Genomic DNA, 19,941 nt, shown 5'->3' on the forward strand with positions numbered 1-19,941 from the left:
GCATGACGAACGCCCACTGTAGGCAATCGCCGACGCCCGCGCGGGGAGTTGCCGGGGTCGGTCCCGATACCGCCAAGACCGCCGGGTTAGGTTGGACAGATGGACAAGCGGATGCCGGTCTGGCTGCCGCGGGCCTTCGCGCTGGCGGCGCTCACGGTGCTCGGCTTCCTCGCCGGGCTGTGGGTACTCGAACGCCTCCAGGGCCTGCTGATCCTCCTTCTCGTCTCGCTGTTCCTGTCGTTCGCGATCGAACCCGCGGTGAACCGGCTCGCCGCGCTCGGCTGGCCGCGCGGCCTGTCCACCGGGCTGATCTTCCTGCTGCTGCTCGCGGCGTTCGCGGCGTTCGTCGCGCTGCTCGGCAGCCTGCTCGTCGAGCAGGCCCAGAACCTCGTCAACGACTTCCCGGCCCGCGCGAACGCCATCATCGGCTGGGCGAACCACACGTTCCGGCTCGACCTGTCGACGTCCGACATCACCGACGAGCTGCTGAACGTCCGCTCCAACATCGACCGCTACTTCACCTCGGTGGCGGGCAACGTGTGGGGCATCGGCACCGGCGCGGCCTCGATCCTCTTCCAGTCCTTCGGCGTCGCGCTGTTCACCTTCTACCTGTGCGCCGACGGGCCGCGCTTCCGGCGCACCGTCTGCGCGGTCCTGCCGCCCGCCAGGCAGCGCGAGGTCCTGCGCGCCTGGGAGATCGCCATCACCAAGACCGGCGGCTACCTGTACTCCCGCCTCGTCCTGGCGATCTTCTCGGCCGTCGCGCACTTCTTCGCGCTGCAGTTCCTCGGCGTCCCCAACGCGATCACCCTCGCGCTCTTCGTCGGCCTCGTGTCGCAGTTCATCCCGACCGTCGGCACCTACATCGCGGGCGCGGTGCCCGTGCTCGTCGCGCTTGCCCAGCGCCCCTCGACGGCGCTGTGGGTGCTCCTGTTCATCATCGCCTACCAGCAGTTCGAGAACTACGTGCTGCAGCCGAAGGTCACCGCCGCGAGCATGGACATGCACCCGGCTGTCGCGTTCGGCCTCGTCATCGCCGGCGCGTCCCTGCTTGGCGCTCCCGGCGCGGTCCTCGCCCTGCCCGCGGGCGCGACCCTCCAAGCCTTCCTCACCACCTATGTCCGCCGCTACAAGGTCGAGGACCACCCCCTCACCACGCCCACCCCGCACAACCACCACCCGACCACGGATCCGACGGCTCACCCCAAGCCGCCGCCCGACCCGGACCAGACCTCGCAGCGAGCCGAGGACCCGGACTCCACGCGCCCACAAGACCCCGAGCCAGGCCCGGCACCGTCGCAGGACCCCGACACAGGCCGTCCGCCCGAAGAACCCCCCGCTCCCTGACCCTTTCCGCCCATCCCCGCGCCCACCCAGGAGCGCCCCGCGAACCGGAGCCTCAGCGGACATCCGCGCAGCGCGTGCCGTCCCGCGAACCGCGGCACGGCTTGCCGGGACGCCCCCACAACGAGGCCGCGCGGGCGTCCGAGCTGGCCCCCGCCGATGCCTTCTTCTCCCCGGCCGTCGCGGGGTTCAGTCGGAGCAGCCGACGGAGGTTTAAGGGCTTACAGGGTTGTTGTGCGGTGTGGCTGATGAGGAGGGCGGAGGACTCGGCGAGGTGGTGCGCGGCGATGGTGCAGGCGGTGAGATGGGCGTCAAGGGCGGCGGCCAGCCAGGCCGGTGCGGCGGGATCGGCGCGCAGCCGGGCGGCCAAGGCGCGCAGCCGGGCGGCGCACTCGGCGACGGACGCGGCGGCCTCGCCCAACTCGACGGCGCGCGCGGACAGGGGAGCGGAACTCATCGGAGGGCCTCCACGGTGACGTGCAGGGGAGCCGGCGCGTCCCGGCGCAGCCGGGCCCGCGGCGCGACCCGGACGAGCAGGGGACGGACGCCGTCAAGGTGAAGGGCACGCGCCGCGGAGACAAAAGGATGGGTCGCGGTGCTCACGTGCAGCCTGACCTGCGCCAGCGGGTGGGCGACCGCACCCCGAGCCAGGACATGCCTGACGGAACGGTCGGCCGCCTCTCCGGTGTAAGAAGCGCACGCCGCCGCCCTCGCGGGAACACGTGGGCCCAAGGGCCCGGCGAAGGACAGCAGCGGAAGACCCCCGTCGGACGCGGCGGCGGAGATCGAGCGTGCGGTGACCGTCATGTCGGATTCGGCCAGCCGGACGGGATGCGCCCACAGCGCCGCGGCGTCGAGCGCCTCGCGGGTGGTGACGAGCGAGGCGACCGGCCGTAGGCCCGCGTGCCGAAGCGCGGGCGGACGCAGTGCGTCCCGGCCCAGTGCGCGCCGGTGCGGCCGCAGCGGCGAGTGCACGGCGAGGCTCAGCGTGATCTCCCGGTAGGGGCCGAGGGTTCCCTCCCGGTGGTCGGTCAGGTGCAGGACCGCGAGCGCGCGGGCCCCTACGGCGACCGGCAGCAGCGACGTTCCGTTCAGCAGTTCGGCCGCGGGCCCGGACGGGACGGCGAACCAGGCCGACACGGCAGTGGCCTCCCGGGTGAGCAGCGGGACCGTGACGGGCCCGGCCGGGCCCGTCACCCGGTGGGTGGGCACGGTGAGGAACGGGAAGCCGGGTGGCACCGGCGCGTGGTCGAGCAGGCGGTAGAGGCGGCGGCGGACGACCGGGCCGGTGTAGGCGGCGAGCTGCGCCTCAAGCCTGGCGCGCGCCTCGGGCAGGTCGTCGCGGAGGTTCGCCGCGTACTGCTCGAGCGCGTGGCAGGCGGGGAAGAGATGGGTTCCGTCGGTGTAGTCGACGACGTACCAGTCGGGGTGCAGCGCGAAGCAGTTGCCCGCGCCCTGGCCGTCGAGGGTCGGGATGATGTCGTGCTGGTTGGTGACGCTGGAGACGCGGGTCGTGGGCGAGGCCGGCTGCTTGAAGTCGATCGGCGCGCCGATCGCGATCACGTCGGTGAGGACGTGTCTGGCGTTGAACTCGGGGTCCTGGGCGAGGCTCATCACCGCCGAGCCGCCCGCGCTGTGCCCGACGAAGGCGATCTGGGCCCCTTCGGGGACGCCGTACTCGGCTATGGCGGCGGCAAGGGACCTGCTGTAGGGCCCGGAGTCCATGACCGTGCTGCTGAACGCGCCGAGGAGGTCGGCCGGGTGGTCGGTCTGCGGGCGGCCGATCCGCATCCCGGGCGCGAGCACCACGTACCGTTCGACGCCGTCAGGCCCGCGCACGGTCAGCACCAGCGCCCGCCCGGTGGGCCTGATCACCAGCAGATCTTCCAGGTAGTCGAAGAACGACCCGTCGGCGCTGAGCCGGGCCGCCTCGTGCGGCGCGGGCTCGACGGGGACGGCGGCGCCCCGGCCCCGGTCGAGCCTCGCCACGACGCGGTTGCTCATGCCGGTGAGCGGATCGGCGGTGGCGGTGCCCATGCCCGTGGCGATCAGCCAGGCCGTGGCGTCGTTCAGCGGGTTGCGGTCGAGCAGCGCCCGCAGCGCCAGCAGTTCCCCGAAGACGGGCGCGACGCCCGACAGCGCGCTCGCCGCCCCCCGGTCCTTGACCAGCGCGTAGAGCGCGCGTCCGGCGGCGAGATCGCTGTCGGCGGCGACGGCGTCGAGCAGCCTGCGCAGGTGCGGGTCGTCGGCCAGTTCGGGATGGTCGCGCGCGACGGCCGCGATTCGCAGCCGCAGCGACGTCGTCATGACCCGGATCGGGAGGTTTCCCGCCTCCACGAGGCCGCCGAGCTTCGCGCCGAGCGTGCCGGCCCTCCCTCCGGTGACCGCCCAGCCGAGCCCGCGCCGGTCGGTGACGGCGCGCAGCAGTGCGCGGTGCGCGCGGAGCCCGCTGCCGGGGGAGCGGCGCAGTGACGCGGTGAGCGCGGGGTCGCCGAGCACCGCGGTGGCCAGCCCCGCGGCCTCCCGCAGGGTGTGCGCGATCTCGGCGAGCTCGCGCGCCGCGGTCCTGAGCCTGGTGTCGGCGTCATCCTCGAGGTCGCTCATGGTGCGGCCCCCCGCCAGGTCATGCTGACGAACCTCGGCCCGGGGTCCTCCGGGACGTTGCGGTGGACGACGTCCGACAGCCGCCGGGTGCCGCCGATGATCTCCATTCCGAGCCGGGTGAACGTCGCGGCGTTGGCGACGCGCGGGGCGAGCAGCGGGTTGGTGAGCGCCTGGGAGAAGGCGTCGATGGCGATGATCTTGGTGAGGAGCGGTGGCAGGATCGCCCTTGCCGACCCCGGCTCCTCGGCGAACAGCCCCACGTACAGCTCGAGGTCCTCGACGTCTCCGTACAGGTCGGCCAGCGCCTCGTGGACGCGCGGATCGCCGGAGACCTGGTCGAAGCGGCGCACGCGCGGGAAGCGGCAGTGCTCCCGGTAGTCGTTGTAGGCGGCGAGCCCGAGCGCGCGTCCGTCGGCGATGGAGGACACCTCGACGTCCCGCAGCGCGGGATCGGTGTTGAACAGCCCGATCCTGCCCGCGCGCTGCTCGGACGCGTCCTCGAACAGGCGGCCGAGGCCGGGGCCCGGGATCAACGCGCTCCCGAACAGGGTCTGGGCCATGGGGAGCTCGCGCCCGCCGACGTCGAGGGAGCCGGGGATCAGGCTGTGCCAGCGGTAGACGAGGTTGAACTCCACCGAGGCCCAGTTCTGCCGGTGCCAGGGCGCCCGCGCCAGGGAGCGGCCGAGCCCCGGGTCGAGCAGGAACCGGAAGTGGTACGGGGTGATGTGGTTGATGTACTCCTCTACAACGATCCTGATGACCTCCACGATGACGATGTTGCGCGCGGTCTGGAACAGCCGTTCGTCGTCCCAGCCCGGGTTGTGCTCGGCGAGCAGCCGCGCGACCCGGTTGTGCTCGCGCAGGAACAGCACGGTCATCAGGGTGAACCCGATCTGGAGGTTCGCCCGGTCGCCGCCCAGCGCGAACAGGGTGTCGCGGCGCTCGGGCGGCAGCATCTCCATCCGCACCGCGGACAGCGCGGCGAACTCCGGCTTGACCTCACCGTTCTGGCACAGGTACGGCGGGAACTCGCCGCCGTTGATGAGCTGGCTCTTCAACAGGCCGCCCTCGTGCGCGCGGATCGCGTGGGTGGCCCGCTCGTCGAGCCCGTACAGCGGGTTGAGGTCGATCTCGTGGTTGGAGGTGCTGCGCCGCGGGTCGCGCGGCTCGGTGGACTCCCCGCGCAGGAACCCGTCGGTGAACCACTGCGCGAAGTAGGCGAACAGCACGGTGGACCGGGGGCAGGGGTCCATCGGGCCTTCGCGGGTGAACAGATCCGCCGCCTTGTCCACCGACGGACGTCCGCGCTCGGCGTCCGCGACCGGCGGCAGGTGGCGTCCGGCGTAGGTGCGGTCGGTCAGCGACGTCCAGGAGGCGTAGGGGGCGAGGGTGCTCAGCGGTTCGGGGCGCGCGGGCATCTCGCGCACCGCCTGGTCGATGAGCGTGGCGTTCAGCCGTCGCCGCAGCGGCGGCGACGTCTCGGCGAGCCGCCACAGCGGCCTGGCGTGGGTGAGGGCGAGGAAGCGCAGGCGGTTGACCGCGCCGTCGGAGGCGATCCCGCGCGCGCTGCGGCGGCTCATACCCGAGGCTCCTTCCACGCGGGGGCGTCAAGGTGCAGCGGGAGGCTGTCGGGGAAGACGCCGCGGTCGCGCAGGACCCCGCCCCCGGGCCGCAGACCGGGCCGCAGCAGCAGCCGCCGCAGGGTCTCCACGATGACGGTGCGGCCCGCGTGCACCCCGAGGCAGCCGTGCGGACCGTGCCCGAAGTGCAGCTGGGCGTGCGCCGGACGGTCGAGCCTGAACTCCTCGGGCGCGGGGACGGCGGTCTCGTCGAACATCGCCGACGCGACCGAGGCGAGCACAAGGCCGCCCCCCGGAAGGTGCGCCCCGGAGGCGAGCACATGGTCCCGCGCCCGATAGCGGATGATCATCTTCAGGAAAGGGTCGAAGCGCAGCGCCTCCCAGACGAACGGCTCGAACCGCTCGGGATCGCGGGCCGCCTCAGCGGCACGGGCGAGCAGCGGCGGATGCGCGAGCAGATGGCCGAGCACGTTAGTCATCGAACCCGCCGCGTTCTCCACGAAGCCGAGCAGCAGCGCCGCGGTGTTCACCGCGACGCGCTCGTCGTCGAAGCCGAGTTCGGCGGGCAGCCGGGTGCGCACCAGCCTGCCGAGCACGTCGGAGCCCTCCGGGCCGGCCTTGCGCTCGGCGACCAGCGCGCGCAGGTAGGCCATCATCTCCTTGCCCGCCTCCACCGACGCCGCCCGCACCGCTGGATCACCGGGCAGGTTGGCGGTGACGTCGGTCATCACCGCGCGCGACCAGCGCGAGAGCGTCGCCTGGTCGGGGCCGGGGAAGCCGAAGTAACGCGCGCAGACCCCGAGCGGCACCGCCCGGAACAGCTCGGCGACGACGTCGAGTGAGCCGCCCGCCTTGTCGAGGACGTCGTCGGCGAGCGACCCGGTGAGGGCGCGCAGCGCCGGCACGTCCTCGGGCGCGAGCATGACCTGCATGAGGCCCTTCTCGCGCCAGTTGAGCGGCGTCGCGTCGCGCGTCAGCATGTTGGGCGAGCCGAGGGCGGCCTCCATCGGCGGCGCGTAGGCCGCGACGGTGAACGAGCCGGGCCGCGACAGCACCTCGGTGACGTCGGCGAACCGGGTGACGAGGGCGAACGCCGGGGTGACGAGCACGGGTCTGCGGGCCCGCAGCTCGGCGAACAGCGGCCGCCAGTCGGTGCGCAGCCAGCCCGCGAGCAGCGCGAGCGCGGCGCCGGGATCGCTCTGCTGGAGCGCGTCGTACTTGGCGAGGTAACCGTCGGTGTCCATCGGGCCTCCACGCGAGGGGGAGTGATCGGCCGGACTCGCAGCGTAGGCAGAAGATCGCGCCGCTAGCAAGGGAGATATCGCGCAGAGTACGCGAATCGCCTCTCAGGGTGAGTGATTCCTGTCCCCGAGGTCACTACCCAGGGTCACATGATCTCGGTCCAATGGGGACGAACCAGTACCGGGAGGTCCCGTGTCCGTCAGCTCAGAACCGGATGTGCGCGGGACCGTCCCGGTCTCGTCGGCCCGCCGCCACGCCTACCTCGTGGTCCTCGTCGTCCTGCCCCTGGCCGCGCTCGCGGCCGGCGCCGTCATGGCCTGGGGACACGGTCTGGGGCCGCGCGACCTGCTGATCGCCGCGTTCTTCTACACGGTGAACATCTTCGGGATCAGCGTCGGCTATCACCGGCTGCTCACCCACCGGTCCTTCAAGTGCCCCAGGCCCGTGCGCGCCGTGCTCGTCGTCTGCGGAGCGCTCGCGTTGCAGGGCCCGCCCTCGCTGTGGGCCGCCGAGCACCGCCGCCACCACAAATACGCCGACATGCCGGGAGACCCGCACTCGCCCTGGGCACACGGCGAAAAGGGCCTCGGGCCGTTGCGCGGGCTGCTGCACGCGCAGGTCGGCTGGTTCTACACCGAACGCCGCCGCTCAAGCCGCGCGCACTGGGTGCCCGACCTGCTCGCCGATCCCGACATCCGCCGCATCGACCGCGCCTACCTCTGTCTCGCCGTCGCGTCCTTCCTGCTGCCCGCCGCGCTCGGCGGGCTTCTCTCGTGGTCGTGGGCGGGGTTCTGGACCGCCCTGTTCTGGGGCGGGCTCGTGCGCTACGCGGTCGTCCACCACGTCACCTGGTCGGTGAACTCCGTCGCACACCGCTTCGGCCACCGCGACTTCACCACCCGCGACAGGTCGACCAACATCGGCTGGGTCGCGCTGCTGACCTTCGGCGAAGGCTGGCACAACTGGCACCACGCCGACCCGACCTGCGCACGGCACGGCGTGCTCAAGGGCCAGCTTGACGCGAGCGCGGGGCTCATCCGGCTCCTGGAACGGCTCGGTCTTGCCCACGACGTCCGCTGGCCCGATCCGGCACGGCTGGACGCGCGCCTCACCCGCACTCCGTCCTGACCTCTTCTGTTATGAGCGGTCGGCGGACGCCCCGGAACGCGTCGCGCCCGCCGCCGCCCGGGGGGTGCGGGCGGAGCGGCGGGCGCGGCGACGGGCGCTGCGGCGTCAGCCGAGCTGGACGCCGAAGAACAGCGCGCCGAGGGCGGTGACGACGCCGATCGCGCCCCACGCGGCGAGCCCCGCCTTGCTCTTGGCGCGGGTGTGCAGGAACGCCGCGAGACCGGACAGGACGACGAAACCGAGCTTGACGTGCAGCGTGGTCTGCGCCTCGGACGGGTAGTCTTCCGGCAGTTCGAGCATGTTCCACACGCCGGTGACGAGCAGGACGCCGAAGGCGGCCCACGCGATCTGGTTGAAGCGCCGAGCCGTCACCTTGGTGAGGCCGTCGTAGCCGCGCAGGATGGGCACCAGCGCGGCGAGGGTGATCTGGCCGCCGACCCAGATGGTGGCGGCGAGCACGTGGAGGAAGAGCCGGATATCGGCGAGCGTGACGGCGAGCAAGGGGGTGCCTCTCGATTCGGGGTTCGCGTTCGCCAGCGTATTGCAGCCCGACCCACCGGCCCCAGCGGGTCGCCCGCGTCCCCGGGCGAGTCGGAGATGGCCGAAAGTTCGGTGTTGTGCCGATGATTCGGCCTGCTGGGAGGCAGGATGTGAGCGTGGAAGATCTCGTGCGGTTCCTGAAGGAAAGGCTCGACCGGGACGAGGCCGTCGCACGGGCCTGTGCCGGCGCGCCCTGGAGCGTGGGGGCGGGCGGCACGGTGCGGGTGCGCCCCGCCGACGCCGCGGCGCGGCCTGAGTGGGAGCGGCTGGGATTCGTGGCGCGGGCCGAGAACGCCTCGTACGCCGAGCACATCGCGCGGATGAGTCCGCAGCGGGCGCTGAGCACGGTCGCCGCGCACCGATCGATCGTCGAGACCTATGAGAAGTACGCGCTGCGCGGCCGGGCCGCGCCGGAACTCGGCCTGCTCGGGCCGCTGCTGCGCACGCTCGCCGCGCAATACTCGACGCATCCGGCATATCGCCAGGAATGGTCGCCGTGACTCCGTTGGGTAAGGAAGGCGTCACCGCGAAGTAAGGGGTTAAATTCCTCGGGCAAAGCAGGGCGAAGGCCGACGAAGCGCTGGTTATCGGCTGTGGACAAGTGTTCGAGGTGCCGGCGGGCCGGGTTAGTTTTGCCGCATGAACCAGCGAAGCAGCGCACGAACGAGCGCCACACGAAGCACCACACGGAACATGTCGGCCGGGCTGTCGAGGATCCGCGCGATCGGCAGCGGAGTATGGAGAACCGGCGTGCGGCGTTTACTCGCCCTCGTCGGGAATACGGCGTCCGTCGGTCGTCAGCGGGCCCTGCCCGAACCGGGGCACGTAGTGCCGGTAGAAGACGTCGGAGACCAGCTCCTTGCGGTCGCGCAGCCCGGTCTTGCCGTAGATGCTCTGCAGATGGGTGTTCAGGGTGTTGACGCTGACGCTCAGGATCGCGGCGATCGCGTTGTTCGACTCGCCGCGCAGCGCGAGCTGCGCGATCTGCTGCTCGCGGCCGCTCAACCCGTAGGCGTTGAGTATCACCGGGGTCAGCTCGTCGGCGGCGGGCGGGCTGAGCGAGACGACGGTCTCCTCGGCGTCGGTCGCCCATGCCTGCAACGCGACCCAGTGGCCGGACCTGGTGAGCGCGCGCGAGCGGGCCGTTCCGGAGGCGCGCGCGGCCGCCGCGACGGCGCGCAGCGGGCGCGCACCCGCGGGCGATCCGTCCTGGAGGAGATCGAGCCAGGTGCTCGCGGTGGCCGAGGCCCAGCGCACCTCGCCGTCGGGGCCGGTCTTCAGCAGGCCAGCGGCGTCGGGCAGGGAACCGGTGTCCCGGCCGGACAGCAGCAGCGCCCGCGTCAGCGCGGCGGTCGCGGGCCTGGCGAGCCGGTGGGCGGCGGCCTCCTCCGCCCGGGAGAACGCGGGCGCGCCCTGGGCGCGGCACAGCACAAGAAGGCCGAACACATGCGGGCCGTCGCGCAGCGCGACGCGCAGTTCGTCGCCGAGCCCCTGCGGCCGCAGGATGTCGCGGTAGTACTTGCTGGCCTCCATGTCGCCGGAGACCGAACGGCTGAGCAGCGTGGTCGTCGCGCCGCGGCGGTGCATGTCGCGCAGGTTGCCCGGGTCGTCGGCCTCGACGTGCTCGATCTCGAACAGGCGGGGCAGACAGGAATCGGGGAAACCCGCGTCGTTGTGGCCTCCGGTGTCCAGCAGCGTGGCCGGATCGAGCAGGACCGTGCACCAGACGTCGGAGGGCAACCGGTCGAGCACCGCCGCGGCCGTGGTCGTCAGGACGTCGAGGGCGCTGCGCTGGCGCGCGAGCCTGGCCTCGAACTCCACCAAACGCGCGGGGGCGGCCATGCGCACATCGTAGGAAGCGCGGGAGAGATGTTCACAGAAAACTGGGATACCGGTCGACCGCCCGGCTCCCGTACAGATGGAGCACACGTTCCGTCGGACCACCGGTGGGACGGGCGTCGGCGCGGCCCGGCCGGGCCGGCGCGAACGGGGGAGGCCGGGTCGTTCGCCGCCCGCTCGGAGGGCGTACGGCGAACGACCCGGCTGACGGCGGGCTCAGGCGGGGATGACGGGCAGGGTGATGGAAGACGGGTGCCCGAGGGTCTGGGTCGAGGCGACCCGGGAGGGATGTACGTCGAACCGCGGATAGTTCGAGGCGGCGACGTCGACCCGGATGCGGTGGCCGGGCAGGAACACCTGGCTTGTCGCGATGAGGTCGACCTCGTGGCGGACCACGTCCGACGGCGACCTGACGATCCCGTCGGCCACGTTGAAGGCACGGCCGTCGGGGTGCACGTCGATGAGCTTCACCGTCCAGTCCGAGCCGGGCGCGGTCGTCGAGCCGTGCAGCACCGCGGTCAGCTCGCCGGTGACCTCCAACGGCTCGGTGAGCGGCGCGGTGACGAAGCTGCGCACTCCCGGGTGACCGGTCTCCTGGACCCGCGCGCCCACGTTGCGGCCGTCGGCGAGCATGAGGTTGCCGCCGAGCGTCGGCACCGGGTCGGCCGGGTCGTGCGGGAAGACCGTCGGAGCCGCGTCCTCCGGAGCGGGCTCGGTGGACAGCACCCCGCCGGGGCACATGTGGAACTCCGTCGGCACGGCACGCTTGAGCGGCCACTCCTGCTCATCGCGCCACTCGTTACGGCCCATCACGAAGACCTTCACCGGCGCGCCGCCCTCGTTGCCGAGGAGATGGCCGAGGTGCTCGGCCTCGAGCATCGCGGCCTGCGCGGAGGCGCGCGGCCCGAAGTTCAGGTCGCCCGCGGTCCCGTCGCGGCCCAGGTGCGTCCAAGGGCCCACGATGAGGCGGCCGCCGAGGCGGCGGTGGTTCTCCAGGTTGCCCTTGAGGAAGATGTCGAACCAGCCCGCGGTGTGCAGGACGGGCACGTCGATCCTGTCGTGCCGCAGGGTCTCGGCGAGCTCCGTCCAGTAGGCGTCGCGCTCGGGGTGGTCCACCCACTCCCGCCAGGCCGGGAACACCTTGCCGACCGGCTGGTCGGCGGGCGGCACGTCGACGGGCGGCACACCGGTCATCAGCTGGGCGGCCGTGCCGAGCCTGCCGAAGGCCGCGGCGTCGCCGGAGCGCGCGTCGTGCAGCGCGCCGAGCATGCCCTGCAGGGCCGCCCACTGATGCGCGGAGCCGAACGTGAACGCGCCGCCGAGGTAGTTCAGGCCGTCGTAGAAGTCGTAGGGCGTCATCGTCGCCACGACCGCGCGCAGGCCCTCGGGCCGCTCGGCCGCGAGCTGGAGCGCGCACCCGGCGAGGTAGGACACGCCGGTCGCCACGACCTCGCCGTTCGACCACGGCTGCGCCCTGATCCACGCGACGGTGTCGGCGCCGTCGCGTCCCTCGTCAACCCAGGGGGTGAACTCGCCGTCGCTGTCGCCGCGGCCCCGGCAGTGCTGGAGCACCACGGCGAGGCCCGCCTCGAGGTAGGCGGTCACCGGCTCGCTGCGCAGCGTCGGCTCACCGTAGGGGGTGCGCACCAGGACCGTTCGGTGGCCCTGTCCGTCGGCCGGGTAGTGGACCGAGGCGCGCAGCACGGTCCCGTCCCGCATCGTGATCGGCTGTCCGTGCACTGTCGTCACCGGAAGGACCGGAACGTCGAGCTGACCCATCGAAGATCTCCTCACTTACGGCGATTTGTTCCCCGCCCCCGCCTACCCCGGGCCCACCCCGCCCACCCCAGGTCCGACCTGTCGGCCCCTGCCCACCCCGGGCCCGACCCTCCGACCCCGGACGCTCCGACCCCTGACCCTCCGGTGCCCGCCCACCGGGACCTGACCCTCCGGTCCCCGCCCACCCGGGGCCTGACCCGCCAGGCCCCGCCCACCCTGCTTGCCTTCCCTGGCCGCGCACCTGGTTCGCCCACCCGGACTGGGCGGGCGAGGTGGACTCGGCCGAGTTCGGCTCCGGCGCACCCGGGCTTACGGGTGCTCCGGGCTCCCCGGCTCCCCGGCCCCTCGGATCCCCGGCTCCCCGGATCCGGGCCGGGCGTCGGGATTGGCACAGGGGTCGGGGCGATGGGAGCGGTGGGGATGCGCGGGTGCCGGGTGGCACGCGCGCCAAGGTGGCACGGGTGTCGGGGGCGGCGTGGGTGTCAGGGGTGATGCGAGTGTCGGGTGTGGCACGGGCGGGTGTTGGGGTGGTGCGGGCGACGGGCGGAGGGTGGTGTGGGTGGTAGGGGTGGCGGGGTGGGGTTGGTGTTCGGGGTGGGTGAAGTTGTGGGCGGAAGGGTGAAGGGGGTGGGTGGAGGGGGGTGGAAGGGGTGGGTGGGGGTTAGGGGAGGGTGTAGGCGTTGTAGGTGACGGCGGTGGGGGTGCGGTGGGCGGTGGCAAGGGCGATGGTGCGGGTGAGCCAGGAGTAGGAGGGGTGTGCGGTCTCGAAGGTGAGGGTGAGGCGGAAGTAGTAGTCGGAAGGGGGGACGTCCTCGCCGGCGGCGAGGCGGGCCATGACGTCGGGAGGGCCGTGGCGGTAGCCGCGGGTCTGGAGGTAGAGGAGGGCGCCGTCGTAGGTGCGCAGGGTGTAGCGGGTGTCGATGGCGGCCGAGCCGTCGTCGCGGACGAGCTGCCAGTCCGCGCCGCCGGGCAGGATCTCGCCGTTGAGTCCCGGGCCGTGGAAGGAGCCGCCGGTGATGTTGATGACGCGACGGTCGCCGAGCGGGGTCCGGCCGAGGTGCAGGATCGGGTCGACGGTGACGTGGAAGGTGGCGAGCGGGACGAGATTCGGGGGTGTGCCGGTGGGACCGACGGACCATGACTCGCGCTCGTTGAGGTCGGCGGGGGCGAAGCCCGCGACCTGCTTGTAGCGCAGCGCGATCTCCGCGCGCTCGGCCTCCGGGATCACCTTCTCGATGTCGTCGAAGCCCTCGGGGGCGCGTTCATGCGCGAGCTTGAGGACGAGTTCGGGTCCCATGCCCCGGTTGGCGCGCACGATGCCGGAGGTCGCGGGCCGCCGCTCGGCCTCGTAGGCGGCGAGGCCCTGCTCGACCGTGGGCGACGTGGCGAGGGCGCGGGCGAGGACCCGTGCGTCGAGGACGGCCTGGGAAGCGCCGTTCGACCCGATCGGGTACATCGGGTGGGCGGCGTCGCCGAGGAGTGTGACGGTGCCGTGCGTCCAGCGGGGGAGGGGGTCGCGGTCGACCATCGGGTACTCGAAGACCTTGTCCGCGCCCGCGATGAGGGCGGGGGCGTTGAGCCAGCCGAGGTCCCAGTCGGCGAAGTCGGCGGCGACTGACGCGGCGGGGACCTCGCGGTTCCAGTCGCCCTTGGCGGAGCCTTCGCCGGTGGGCCTTTCGGCGATCCAGTTGATCGGGGCGAGGCCGTCGGGTCCTGGCGGGCCGATGGGGTAGGCGACGAACTTGTTCGCGCCGTCGCCCGCCATGACCATGCTCGCGCCGGTGCGGAACGGCTCGGCGCGGGTGACGCCGCGCCACAGGGTGAGGCCGTTCCAGATCGGCTCGCCCTCGTCGGGGTGGAACGCGGCGCGGACGGTGGAGCGGATCCCGTCGGCGGCGACGAGGATGTCGCCGTCGTGCTCGGGCCCGCTGACGAGGTCGCCGCGCCGGACGGCGTCGGGGCCGAGGCGTTCCTCGACGGCGGCCAGGAGCAGCATCTGGAGTGCGCCGCGGTGGACCGAGTACTGCGGCCACCGGTATCCGGCGGCGAGGCCGCGGTCCTCGGCGGAGATGACGTGCCCGTGCCGGTTGGCGTAGACGAGTTCGCGCAGCGGCACCCCGATCGCGGCGACGCGTTCGGCGAGCCCGAGTTCGGTGAGCTCGCGGACGGCGTGCGGCAGCAGGTTGATCCCCACGCCGAGGGGCCGCAGCTCGGGGACCGCCTCACGGATGACGACGTCGGTGATTCCGGCGGCGTGCAGGCTCAACGCGGTGGTGAGCCCCCCGATCCCCGCTCCTGCGATGATGACGCGCATCGGACGACCCTTATTCATCTCGGCCATATTGTTACAGGCGTAACAATATGGACCACAGGCGCCGTGGAGGGCAAGTGGAGGATTACGAGGAGTTGGCTCGCCGGGGGATTCCCCGGGTGGCGCCGGACGCCGACGTCGAGCTGTTCTCCCTCGCCTACAACCTGCTGCACGTCTCCTACCAGCTCATCAACGATCTGGAGGGCGCGGTGCACAGGCCGCGCGGCCTGACGCTGCCCGGCTTCCGGCTGCTGTTCAAGCTGTGGCTGCTCGGCCCGACGATGCCCGCGAGGCTCGCGGAGCTGTCGAAGACGAGCCGGGCGGCGGTGACGAACGCGGTGCACACGCTGGAGCGTGCCGGGTTCGTCGAGCGCCGTCCGTCGGCGACGGACCGGCGGGCGGTCCCGGTGGCGCTCACGCCCAAGGGCGAGGTCGCGGTGCGCGAGGTGTTCGAGCTCCAGGCGGCGCGCGAGGCGTCGTGGTTCGCGGGTCTTGACGCGGGGGAGCGCGCCTCCCTGACGGAACTGCTGCGCCGCGTCGCCGCGAGTCAGCCGTGACAATTTTGTAGAGATAGTCTCTAGAGAACCTCTCTGCAAATGCGTAGGGTGCGGGGCATGGCGAAGACTGTGGTGATCACGGGCGCGGGACGCGGCATCGGACTGGCGACGGCGAAGGAGCTCGCGGCGCGCGGCGACAGGGTGGTGCTGGTCGCGCGGCGCAGGGAACAGGGAGAGGCGGCGCGCGCGGAGGTCGGCCAAGAAGCCGAGCTCGTGGTCGGCGACCTTGCGCACCGCGCGGGTGTGACGGCCTTGGCCGAGGAGCTGCGCGCGCGCTTCCCCGACCTTGACGCGCTCGTGCACAACGCGGGGATCTGGCCGTCGAAGAAGGTGCTCAACGCCGACGGCTACGAGCAGGCGTTCTTCACCAACCACCTCGCGCCGTTCCTGCTCAACCACCTGCTGGAGGACGTGCTCAAGGCGAACTCCGCACGCGTGGTGCAGGTGACGGCGGGCCTGTACCCGAAGGGGAAGATGGACCCTGACAGGACCCCGCAAGGCCGCGACTTCAGCGGGATGCGCACCTACGCCGACACCAAGCTCGCCAACCTCCTGACGGTCCCGCTGTTCGCCGAGCGGTGGGAGGATGCCGGGGTGACGATTACCGCGGTGCACCCGGGGGTCATCCGCACGGGTCTGGGCGACCGGTCGGGACCGCTCGGGCTGCTGTTGAAGCTCGTCAAGCGCTCCTGGGGGACGCCCGAGGCGGGCGCGCGCACCGTCGCGCGGCTCGTCGCGGAGCCGTCGCCAGCGCTGTACTACGAGGAGGAGCGGCCGACGGAGCTCGTGCCGCCCGCCACCGACACCGCGTTGGCCCGCCGGGTCTGGGCCGACGCCGCAGCGGCGTTCGATGTCGCCTAGGCACCGCACCACACCTGAGACGGTCGGGCGGCTGCTCGAGGTGGCCCTCGCGGTGTTCGCGCGCGAGGGCCGCGAGGGTTTCACGATGAGCGCCGTCATCAAGGAGAGCGGCGTCAGCAGCGGCAGCCTGTACCACCACTTCGGCAGCTTCGACGGTCTCGCCGCGGCGTTGTACGCGCGCTGTATGGGCGAGCTGCTCGAGGCGATACTCACGGCGCTCGAGCCGTGCGAGGAGGCCGCCGACGGGGTGCGCGCGGTGCCCGCGGCCTATCTGGCGTTCGCGCGCGAGCAGCGCGACAGGATGGCGTTCATCCATGTCTCGGACTACGCGGCGTTCCTTCCGGCGCACGCCGAGACCGTCGCGGCGGTGAAGGGGCCGCTGCTGGCGCGGATGGCCGCGTGGGCGGCCCCGCATGTCGCGGCGGGCCGGGTGGTCGACCTGTCGCCCGCGCTGCTCGAGATGCTGCTCATCGGCCCGGTCGCCGAGACCGTCAGACGCTGGCTGGCGGGCGCTCCCGGCATCGACATCGCCGAGGCCGAGCGTGTGCTCCCCGAGCGCGTCTGGCGGTCTGTGCGGGCCTGAGCGCGGCTCAGAACCGCGAGGCGAGGGCGTCGAGTGCCTCGCTCATCACCACGGGCAGCGAGCGGGCCTGGTCGTCGTCGAGCCACAGGTTGGTCGCGGCGCGCATCGACGACAGCAGGGCCGCGGCGATGACGCGCGGGCGCACGCCCGAGTCGTCGTCGCGTTCGGCGATGAGCGCGGCGAGCTGCTGTTCGAGCTCGAGGAGGTTGGCGAGCTGACGGGCGAGCAGGGTGGGGTGCCGCCGCGCGAGCAGCGTGCGGGCGATCCACTCGCGGTCGGGTTCGGCGATCGAGCCGAACAGCTCGAGGGTCGCCGACGAAAGGGCGGTCCACCCGGACTCCTCCGCGGGACGCGCGCGGAAGGCGGCGATGAGCCGACGGTGCCGCTCCTCCTCGCCGTACATGAGCGCGTCCGCCTTGTCGGAGAAGTAGTTGAAGAACGTGCGCCGGGAGATGTTGGACTCCTCGGCGATGGCCTCGACGGTGACGTTCTCGTACCCCTTGTCGACGGTCAGCCGCATGGCCGCGCGGTACACGGCAAGTCGTGTCTCGGCCTTCTTCCGCTCGCGCAGGCCCTGCGTTCCGGTCATGCGCACATCCTAGGGGTGTTCGATCGCACAGTCGCGGAATAACTGCACATGATGCAAACTTGCATCGCGTGCAATAGGCTGCCGTGCGCTTGACCACAGCGGAGGAGAACCGAGTTGACAGTCGTCGACGCACCGGGGGATCGGATGACCCACCGGGAGATTATGAAGCCCTTCAGCGCGCTGCTCGCCGTGCTCGGCGTGGGCATGCTGAGCGCGACCGTCGTGTCGGTCGCGCTGCCGCAGATCCTGGGGGATCTGGGCGGCACGCAGTCGCAGTACACCTGGGTCGTCACCGCGGCCCTGCTCGCCACCACCGCGACGACCCCGCTCTGGGGCAGGCTCGCCGACCTCTTCGACAAGAAGACGCTGCTGCAGGTCGGCATCGCGCTGTTCGTCGTGTCGTCGGTCGCGTGCGGGCTCGCGCAGAACACCGAGCAGCTCATCGCCTTCCGCGCGATCCAGGGCATCGGCATGGGCGCGGTGCAGATCCTCGTCCAGGTCGTCATCGCCGCGCTCATCCCCCCGAGGGAGCGCGGCAAGTACAACGGTTACCTCGGCGGCGTGATGGCGCTGGCGACGGTCGGCGGCCCGCTCATCGGCGGCGTCATCGCCGACTCGCCGCTCGGCTGGCGCTGGTGCTTCTTCATCATGCTGCCGTTCCTCGCCGTCGCGTCCGTCGTCCTGCAGCGCTCGCTGCACGTCGAGCGGGTGAAGCAGACCGACGTCAAGATCGACTTCCTGGGCGCGACGCTCATCGCCGCGGGCGTCAGCCTGCTGCTCATCTGGGTGACGTTCGTCGGCGACGAGTACGCGTGGCTGTCCTGGCAGAGCGCGGTGATGGTCGGCGGCACGATCGTCATCCTCGCCCTCGCCGTCCGCGTCGAGGCGCGCGCCTCGCACCCGGTCGTCCCGCTGCACGTCGTCACGCAGCGCACCCCGGCCCTGGCGATCGTCGCGAGCCTGTCGGTCGGCATGGCGATGTTCGGCGGCGCGGTGTTCCTCGGCCAGTACTTCCAGATCGGCCGCGGCTACTCCCCGACCGAGGCGGGCCTGCTCACCTTCCCGATGATGCTCGGCGTCCTGGTGTCCTCGGCGGTCTCCGGCCGGATCATCTCCCGGACCGGGAAGGTGCGCCCGCACGTCATCACCGGCCTGGTCGTCCTGCTCGCCGGGTTCGTCGGCATGTCGACGATGGACCACGAGACGCCGCTCGTGCTGCTCGGGGTCTTCATGGCCGCGGTCGGCGTCGGCGTCGGCATGTCCATGCAGAACCTCGTCCTCGTCGTGCAGAACGGCGTCTCGATGCGGGACATAGGCGCGGCGAGCGGCGCGATGACGTTCTTCCGGTCGCTCGGCGGCGCGATGGGCGTGTCGATCCTCGGCGCGGTCCTCGCCTCGCAGGTCGCGACCTCCATCAAGGACGGCCTGACCAAGGCGGGCATCCCGGTGACCGGCGAGCAGGGCGGCAGCCTTGACATCGCCTCGATGCCCGAGCCCATCAAGGAGATCGTGCGCGCCGCCTACGGCGACGCCACCGGCCACATCTTCCTCGTGTCGGCGGGCGTCGCGGTCATCGGACTCGTCGCGACGCTGTTCCTGCGTCCTCCGGTGCTGCGCGAGACGTTCGAGCTGCCCGAGGAGCTCGAGGCTGCCGCCGAGGCCAAGGCCGCGGCCGCCGGGCTCGCCGGAGCCGTGGACGTCACGCCGGAGCCGGACGGCAAGGGCGGCCCCGCCAAGCCGGGGGCCTAGGAGACCGGCGGCCGGGGCGCGCCCGGCCGTCTGCGAGGGCGTCGTCCCGGCGAGTGCGCCGGGACGACGCCCTTCGCGTATGCGCTCACCGCGCGGGCGTACGGCGCGCGGGACGCGGCCGCTGGTACTTCCGCCACCGGAACCTGCGCATGACGGGGACGGTTACGCGCGCAGGGAGGTGGCGCACCGGCGTGGGCGTAAAGTTCATCGCCACCTTGAGGACGGCCATCAGCGTCGCGAACGCGAGCCTGCGCGTCGGCGTCCACGGCAGTCCGTACTGCTCGCGGATGGGCTCGGGAAGCAGACCCGTCGTGACGAGCCGGAAGACGGCGAGCGCAGGGAAGAGGATGCCCGGCAGGTTGTCCGGGTGGAGCACCGCGCGCGCCTGTTCGCGTCCGGTGTCGTCGACGCGCAGGGTGCGCAGCATCTCGGCCCAGTAGGCGTCGAACCCCGCGGCGTCCGGGGGCAGTGCCTCGCGGGGTGCGCCGAGGAGCTCGGCGTACGCCACGGACTGCTGGTAGTACTCCTCGTCGCGCGCGGGCGGCAGCGGTCCGAGCATCCGCCCGTACAGGTCGCGGGAGACCTGGAAGAGGGTCGCCTGCACCCAGAGCAGGAGCTCGGGGTCGTGCGCGGTGTAGCCGGGCCCGTTGACGACGTCGTGCGCGCGCATCGCCGACCACGCGACGCGGTGCGCCTCGTCCTTGGTGCCGAAGACGACCATCGCGAGGTAGTCGAGGGTGGACAGCAGGCGGTCGAAGGGTCCCGCCTGGAAGTCGCTGTGCTCGGCGACGCCGCGCGCGACCTTGGGGTGGGCGAGCTGGAGCAGCAGGGCGGGGCCGCCGCCGAGGAGCCCGAGCGGCTCCCGGGAGACCTGGCGGATCGCCGAGTGCTCGGGGAAGAAGCCGTCGTCCATGGATCGTCCTCCTCGGGCGGGGTGCCCGCATGGTAATCCCGCGACGCCCCTTCAGGTAAGGGGTTACTTATGTGAGAATCGCCCGACGCCGGGGTATTTCGGCGAGTCGAGACCCACCCGCTGGGGTATATCCGGATATCAAACGACTTGGGGCAGGTGCACGATGATGACCCCCGGCCGGCAAAGGAAGATTCTCGCCGACATAGCAGAACGCCTGCGCCTGGACGACCCGCAACTGGTCGCCCGCTTCACCATGTTCGCGCGCCTCACCGAGGAGGAGGGGCCGCCGCCCGTCGAGCCGCCGTGAGCCGACGACGCCGCG

The 19,941-nt window shown here is 72.2% G+C and carries 18 protein-coding genes; 8 read left to right on the forward strand and 10 right to left on the reverse strand.

Features of this window, described 5'->3' with window-relative positions; all coding sequences use genetic code 11:
- Positions 1 to 99: 99 nt before the first annotated feature.
- Complete coding sequence (locus R9X44_RS15815; protein ID WP_319814915.1) at positions 100 to 1,347, forward strand: AI-2E family transporter; 1,248 nt, start codon at positions 100 to 102, stop codon at positions 1,345 to 1,347.
- Positions 1,348 to 1,399: 52 nt separating this feature from the next.
- Here the strand turns inward: R9X44_RS15815 and R9X44_RS15820 are convergent, their stop codons facing one another.
- Genes R9X44_RS15820 through R9X44_RS15835 form a run of 4 tightly spaced genes read right to left on the reverse strand, consistent with a single transcriptional unit; the run spans position 1,400 to position 6,772 of the window.
- Entirely contained in the window at positions 1,400 to 1,801 is a 402-nt protein-coding gene (locus R9X44_RS15820; RefSeq protein ID WP_319814916.1) for a hypothetical protein, read from the reverse strand.
- Positions 1,798 to 3,948: a hypothetical protein gene (locus R9X44_RS15825; protein ID WP_319814917.1), complete on the reverse strand. Its 2,151-nt coding sequence runs from the start codon at positions 3,946 to 3,948 to the stop codon at positions 1,798 to 1,800. Before R9X44_RS15825 ends, R9X44_RS15820 begins: the two co-directional genes overlap by 4 nt.
- Positions 3,945 to 5,528, reverse strand: a complete 1,584-nt coding sequence (locus R9X44_RS15830) for a peroxidase family protein (RefSeq protein WP_319814918.1) — start codon at positions 5,526 to 5,528, stop codon at positions 3,945 to 3,947. The genes R9X44_RS15825 and R9X44_RS15830 overlap by 4 nt, the downstream gene beginning before the upstream one ends.
- Positions 5,525 to 6,772: a cytochrome P450 gene (locus tag R9X44_RS15835; RefSeq protein WP_319814919.1), complete on the reverse strand. Its 1,248-nt coding sequence runs from the start codon at positions 6,770 to 6,772 to the stop codon at positions 5,525 to 5,527. The genes R9X44_RS15830 and R9X44_RS15835 overlap by 4 nt, the downstream gene beginning before the upstream one ends.
- Before the next feature lie 190 nt (positions 6,773 to 6,962).
- On the opposite strand from R9X44_RS15835, the gene R9X44_RS15840 reads away from it, so the two are divergent.
- A complete protein-coding gene (locus R9X44_RS15840; protein WP_319814920.1) occupies positions 6,963 to 7,898 on the forward strand; it encodes an acyl-CoA desaturase in 936 nt (311 codons plus the stop codon).
- Positions 7,899 to 8,003: 105 nt separating this feature from the next.
- On the opposite strand, the gene R9X44_RS15845 is transcribed toward R9X44_RS15840, so the two are convergent.
- On the reverse strand, positions 8,004 to 8,399 hold the full coding sequence (locus R9X44_RS15845) for a CopD family protein (RefSeq protein ID WP_319814921.1): 396 nt from the start codon (positions 8,397 to 8,399) through the stop codon (positions 8,004 to 8,006).
- 149 nt (positions 8,400 to 8,548) lie between these two features.
- Here R9X44_RS15845 and R9X44_RS15850 point away from each other — a divergent pair, with 149 nt between their 5' ends.
- A complete protein-coding gene (locus R9X44_RS15850) occupies positions 8,549 to 8,938 on the forward strand; it encodes a DUF6221 family protein (protein WP_319814922.1) in 390 nt (129 codons plus the stop codon).
- A 259-nt stretch (positions 8,939 to 9,197) separates the two neighbouring features.
- Here R9X44_RS15850 and R9X44_RS15855 read toward each other — a convergent pair whose 3' ends face one another.
- The 3 genes from R9X44_RS15855 to R9X44_RS15865 all read right to left on the reverse strand — a co-directional run bounded on the left by R9X44_RS15855 (position 9,198) and on the right by R9X44_RS15865 (position 14,370).
- On the reverse strand, positions 9,198 to 10,280 hold the full coding sequence (locus R9X44_RS15855) for a helix-turn-helix transcriptional regulator (RefSeq protein ID WP_319814923.1): 1,083 nt from the start codon (positions 10,278 to 10,280) through the stop codon (positions 9,198 to 9,200).
- A gap of 213 nt (positions 10,281 to 10,493) precedes the next feature.
- On the reverse strand, positions 10,494 to 12,056 hold the full coding sequence (locus R9X44_RS15860; protein ID WP_319814924.1) for a CocE/NonD family hydrolase: 1,563 nt from the start codon (positions 12,054 to 12,056) through the stop codon (positions 10,494 to 10,496).
- 661 nt (positions 12,057 to 12,717) lie between these two features.
- Complete coding sequence (locus R9X44_RS15865) at positions 12,718 to 14,370, reverse strand: DUF3237 family protein (protein ID WP_319814925.1); 1,653 nt, start codon at positions 14,368 to 14,370, stop codon at positions 12,718 to 12,720.
- A gap of 74 nt (positions 14,371 to 14,444) precedes the next feature.
- On the opposite strand from R9X44_RS15865, the gene R9X44_RS15870 reads away from it, so the two are divergent.
- Genes R9X44_RS15870 through R9X44_RS15880 form a run of 3 tightly spaced genes read left to right on the forward strand, consistent with a single transcriptional unit; the run spans position 14,445 to position 16,368 of the window.
- On the forward strand, positions 14,445 to 14,924 hold the full coding sequence (locus R9X44_RS15870) for a MarR family transcriptional regulator (RefSeq protein ID WP_319814926.1): 480 nt from the start codon (positions 14,445 to 14,447) through the stop codon (positions 14,922 to 14,924).
- A gap of 57 nt (positions 14,925 to 14,981) precedes the next feature.
- The gene (locus tag R9X44_RS15875) at positions 14,982 to 15,785 is read left to right on the forward strand and encodes an SDR family NAD(P)-dependent oxidoreductase (protein ID WP_319814927.1); all 804 of its coding nucleotides are present in this window, start codon (positions 14,982 to 14,984) and stop codon (positions 15,783 to 15,785) included.
- Positions 15,775 to 16,368, forward strand: a complete 594-nt coding sequence (locus R9X44_RS15880; RefSeq protein ID WP_319814928.1) for a TetR/AcrR family transcriptional regulator — start codon at positions 15,775 to 15,777, stop codon at positions 16,366 to 16,368. Before R9X44_RS15875 ends, R9X44_RS15880 begins: the two co-directional genes overlap by 11 nt.
- 7 nt (positions 16,369 to 16,375) lie before the next feature.
- On the opposite strand, the gene R9X44_RS15885 is transcribed toward R9X44_RS15880, so the two are convergent.
- Positions 16,376 to 16,957 (reverse strand): TetR/AcrR family transcriptional regulator, encoded by a 582-nt coding sequence (locus tag R9X44_RS15885; protein WP_319814929.1) that lies wholly within the window; start codon positions 16,955 to 16,957, stop codon positions 16,376 to 16,378.
- Between the two features lie 162 nt (positions 16,958 to 17,119).
- Between R9X44_RS15885 and R9X44_RS15890 the strand changes: the two genes are divergently transcribed.
- Positions 17,120 to 18,706 carry an MDR family MFS transporter gene (locus tag R9X44_RS15890; protein ID WP_319814930.1) on the forward strand — a complete coding sequence of 529 codons (1,587 nt, stop codon included), beginning with the start codon at positions 17,120 to 17,122 and terminating at the stop codon, positions 18,704 to 18,706.
- A gap of 85 nt (positions 18,707 to 18,791) precedes the next feature.
- Here the strand turns inward: R9X44_RS15890 and R9X44_RS15895 are convergent, their stop codons facing one another.
- Complete coding sequence (locus tag R9X44_RS15895) at positions 18,792 to 19,619, reverse strand: oxygenase MpaB family protein (protein WP_319814931.1); 828 nt, start codon at positions 19,617 to 19,619, stop codon at positions 18,792 to 18,794.
- Between the two features lie 163 nt (positions 19,620 to 19,782).
- Here R9X44_RS15895 and R9X44_RS15900 point away from each other — a divergent pair, with 163 nt between their 5' ends.
- On the forward strand, positions 19,783 to 19,926 hold the full coding sequence (locus tag R9X44_RS15900) for a hypothetical protein (RefSeq protein ID WP_319814932.1): 144 nt from the start codon (positions 19,783 to 19,785) through the stop codon (positions 19,924 to 19,926).
- Positions 19,927 to 19,941 lie beyond the last annotated feature (15 nt).

The organism is Actinocorallia sp. A-T 12471, from assembly GCF_033875155.1.
GTDB lineage: Bacteria > Actinomycetota > Actinomycetes > Streptosporangiales > Streptosporangiaceae > Actinocorallia.